The 3,382-nt window shown below is 69.5% G+C and carries 4 protein-coding genes; all 4 read left to right on the top strand.

All coding sequences use genetic code 11. The annotated features are described in order from the left end of the window. The coding region (locus tag E1298_RS49040; RefSeq protein ID WP_165975973.1) for a hypothetical protein at positions 1–586 on the top strand (586 nt) is incomplete at its 5' end. A 34-nt stretch (positions 587–620) separates the two neighbouring features. Beyond that, positions 621–956: a hypothetical protein gene (locus tag E1298_RS45420; RefSeq protein WP_131903567.1), complete on the top strand. Its 336-nt coding sequence runs from the start codon at positions 621–623 to the stop codon at positions 954–956. A 52-nt stretch (positions 957–1,008) separates the two neighbouring features. Then, the gene (locus E1298_RS45415; RefSeq protein ID WP_207945247.1) at positions 1,009–1,797 is read left to right on the top strand and encodes a DNA glycosylase family protein; all 789 of its coding nucleotides are present in this window, start codon (positions 1,009–1,011) and stop codon (positions 1,795–1,797) included. Next, complete coding sequence (locus E1298_RS45410; protein WP_131903566.1) at positions 1,772–3,241, top strand: B12-binding domain-containing radical SAM protein; 1,470 nt, start codon at positions 1,772–1,774, stop codon at positions 3,239–3,241. The genes E1298_RS45415 and E1298_RS45410 overlap by 26 nt, the downstream gene beginning before the upstream one ends. The last annotated feature ends 141 nt before the right edge of the window (positions 3,242–3,382 follow it).

Here is a 3,382-nt window from a genome sequence, read left to right as displayed (position 1 = left end):
CACCCCCAGCAACACCGGCCCCGTCCACTGCTCGGGAACGATCCCCGCCGCCGACCCACCCACCAAGGCCGGCATCCTGCGGTGGGCCAGCGGCATCGGCCACGACGCCGTTGGCGTGCCATTGATCGCCTGCCACTGGGGGCTCCTGCCGCAGGGGACATGGGTGGTCTGGTGGGCCGACAACCGCATCGCCGTCCGCAACGAAATCGCCCAGCACGGCATGCCACTCCACCAAGCCCGCCACGTCCTGCAGGAGATCGGCCCCCTGGCCGACACCGCAATCGCCGCGACCATCACCCCCTGCCAGCACACCGACCCAACCGCCGGCCCGACCGCCGATCGGCCCGACCGCGAACCGCCGACCTCACCGGACCTGGCCCAGATGCTGGCATTGACCGCGACCGTCATGGCCTCCTGGACGCTGCTGACCACCCCCGGCACCACCCACCTGATCAAACACCAACCCACCGCAGACCAAGCCACCCGCGACCTCCACGCCGGACTCTCCCCCCGACCCGCGACCCTGGCCACCGAACCAATCGACACACACCTCATCCAGCGGCTGGGCAGCGAGAGACGGCCATGATCGACGACCAGACCCACCAGAGCCGATGAGCAGCATGCAGCAGGCTATGGACGTCCTGGCGAAGCGAGCCGAGGACGCATTGCGAAGCGTGCGCGCCAGCGTGGACGACGCGACACTGACGGGAACCGTGGACGCGCTGGAGTCGCTGACCAACGTGATCGAGGTGCTCCACCAGCTGGTATCGGCGATGAACGAGCGCGCAGCACAGATCGGGGAGCGGGAGGTCACCGAACGGCGCGACGGAACCGCCTTGAAGGTGATGGACACAGCGCTGGCGCACCTCGCCCACGGAAGAAGCACGGCGGTGGTGGCGCATCACCTGCTGGCGACGGGACGCTACGAGCTGGCCCGGGTCGCCGAGGAGATGTGAGCAATGCCGGCACCCGAGGCAACGCCTGCGAGGAACAGGCCACCAAGGCACGATGACCACCATGACATACCTGATGCGAGACCATCCCGGCTGGGACAACACCGGCAACGCCTGGCTACGAGCCGCCAACACTCCCACCGGCAGCGTCGCCGTCCTCACCGCCACCGAACCGTCCAAGCGCGGGCCCGTCATGGACACCTTTCACGCGCCCGCCCAGTGGCCAGACACCATGCCAGCGGCGCTGGCGGACGCCTTGACCAGCATCGGCGCCGTCCGCCGGTGGGCGAGCCCGAGCCTGTGGGACGCGATCGCCACCGCAATCATCCGACAGGTCATCCGCGCCGACCAAGCCCGCCTCCAACATCAGCGGTTCCGCCGCCAGCACGGCCCCGCCGTCTCCACCAGTACCGGCACTCTCCACGCCCTGCCCCGTCCGGAGACCGTCGCCGCCCTTCAACGCGAGGACTTTCAGCAGCTTGGGATGGCGTTCAAAGCCGACGCGCTCGGCAACGCCGCTGCTGCCTACCTGGATCAGCACACCAAATGGCTGGAGCTGACGCCCCTGCGGCTAGTGGAGGAGCTGCAGACCGTTCCGCGGATCGGGCCCTGGACCGCCGGCGCTGCAGTCGCCGACTTCACCCACGACTGGACGCTCTATCCCCACAGCGACCTTGCCGTCCGCACCTGGGCCCAGATCGCCGCCCCTGACGTCGACTGGCCCACCACTGAACGCGACTTCGCCGAACGGTGGCGCGAGATCACCGGCCACCACCTCGGCCCGGCCACCTTATTCACCCTCGCCTGGGGAGCCCGCCATGCAGAACAGCAATCCGGCCCCTGACCTGCTGCAAGGACACGACCCCGCCCGCGCCCTGGACGCGGTGTTCGTCAACGCGCCGCTGCGGGACTACGCCGACCGTCCTCGCGTCAACGACTACACCCTGCCCGTCCTCGGCATGGCCTACATCGCCACCGTCGCCGCCGCCCGCGGCTTCAACGTCGCGGTCCTGGACGCCGAAGCGCACGGCCTCCCGATCCGCGAGATCGTCACCGCCCTCAACGACGCCGCGCCCCGCTGGGTCGGGTTCAACCTGCTCGCCCCCACCTACCAGACGTCCGCGCACATCGCCGACCGGCTCGACCACCACATCAAGCTCATGGTCGGCGGGCACCAGGCCAAGGCGATGCCCGCCTCGATCCTCGCCGACCCGCGAATGCGCCGCTGCGAAGCGCTCGTGCTCGGCGAGGCCGAAACCCGCGTCGCCGTCCTGCTGGACGACCACCGGTCACGGGCCGAGTTGCCCGGGGTGATGTGGACGGATCCAGTGCTGCACCGCCCGGTCACCGGCGGCCGCCCCGGCAGCGGCCACCATCTCGCGCCCGATATCGACGCCCTGCCCTTGGTGAACCGGGCGTTCCTTACGCAAGATCCCTACCCGGCCGGCGGACGTATCGAGGCGAATATGGTCGGGGCCCGCGGCTGCCCGTACGACTGCTCGTTCTGCGGCGCCGCCGTGTCCGCCAACCCCGACATCACCATCCGGACCCGCGCGCCGGGCAGCATCATCGCCGAGATGACCCGGCTGCGCGACCAAGACGGGGTGACCGCGTTCCGGTTCGTCGACGACCTGTTCTTAGGCGCCCGCCGCATCATCGAGCAGATGATGCGCGCGTTCATCGCCGCGAGCATCGGCGCGTGGGCTGTGTGGGACGCCACCGGTCGCATCAACGTCCTGCACCGTCTCCCCGATACCGCCCTCGACCAGCTCGCCGCCAATGGACTGCGTGAGGTCGCGCTTGGGATCGAATCGGGCAGCCAGCGGCTCCTGGCCCACATCGACAAGCGCATCACACCCGCCATGGTCAGCTCGGTGGTGCGGCGCTTGGCCGAACGCGGCATCGCCGTCAAGGGCTACTTCATCCTCGGGCTACCCACAGAGACCCGCGCCGATCTCGCCCAGACCGTCGGCCTCATCCGGGACCTGTGGGACCTCACCGACCCGTTGCCGGGACGGTTCCGCGCCAGCGTGTTCGAGTTCCGACCATACCCTGGCACGCCCGAATGGGACCGCCTCATCGCCACCGGCCGCTACCACCCCGAGCAGCTCATGAACTACGCCGCGGTCGACCTCAGCGACGCGGGCGTGGACGAGGCGATGCGCAGTCGGGACGAGTTCAACTTCTCCGTCGGCATCCAGTTCGGCGAAGCCACCCTGGCCGAGATCCGCGCAACGCTGGTCGAGCTGGCCCACCAGCAACACGCCCGCACCCAGGCGGCCGCATGAACCAGAACATGAACAAAGGACTGCTCATCACCCTCGATGGACCCGGCGGCGCAGGCAAGAGCACCCTCGCCCACGCGATCACCACCCAGCTCACCCAAGCCGGGTTATCCGCCGAGCACACCGCCCAGCCCTCCCCCGGCC

This window comes from Actinomadura rubrisoli (assembly GCF_004349215.1).
GTDB lineage: Bacteria > Actinomycetota > Actinomycetes > Streptosporangiales > Streptosporangiaceae > Spirillospora > Spirillospora rubrisoli.
This window is presented reverse-complemented; position numbering and strand designations above follow the sequence as displayed.

Bases quoted from the DNA above. Each gene is read 5' to 3' on its own strand.
- E1298_RS45415 (WP_207945247.1), top strand. From the start codon at position 1,009: ATGACCACCATGACATACCTGATGCGAGACCATCCCGGCTGGGACAAC.
- E1298_RS45410 (WP_131903566.1), top strand. From the start codon at position 1,772: ATGCAGAACAGCAATCCGGCCCCTGACCTGCTGCAAGGACACGACCCC.
- E1298_RS45420 (WP_131903567.1), top strand. From the start codon at position 621: ATGCAGCAGGCTATGGACGTCCTGGCGAAGCGAGCCGAGGACGCATTG.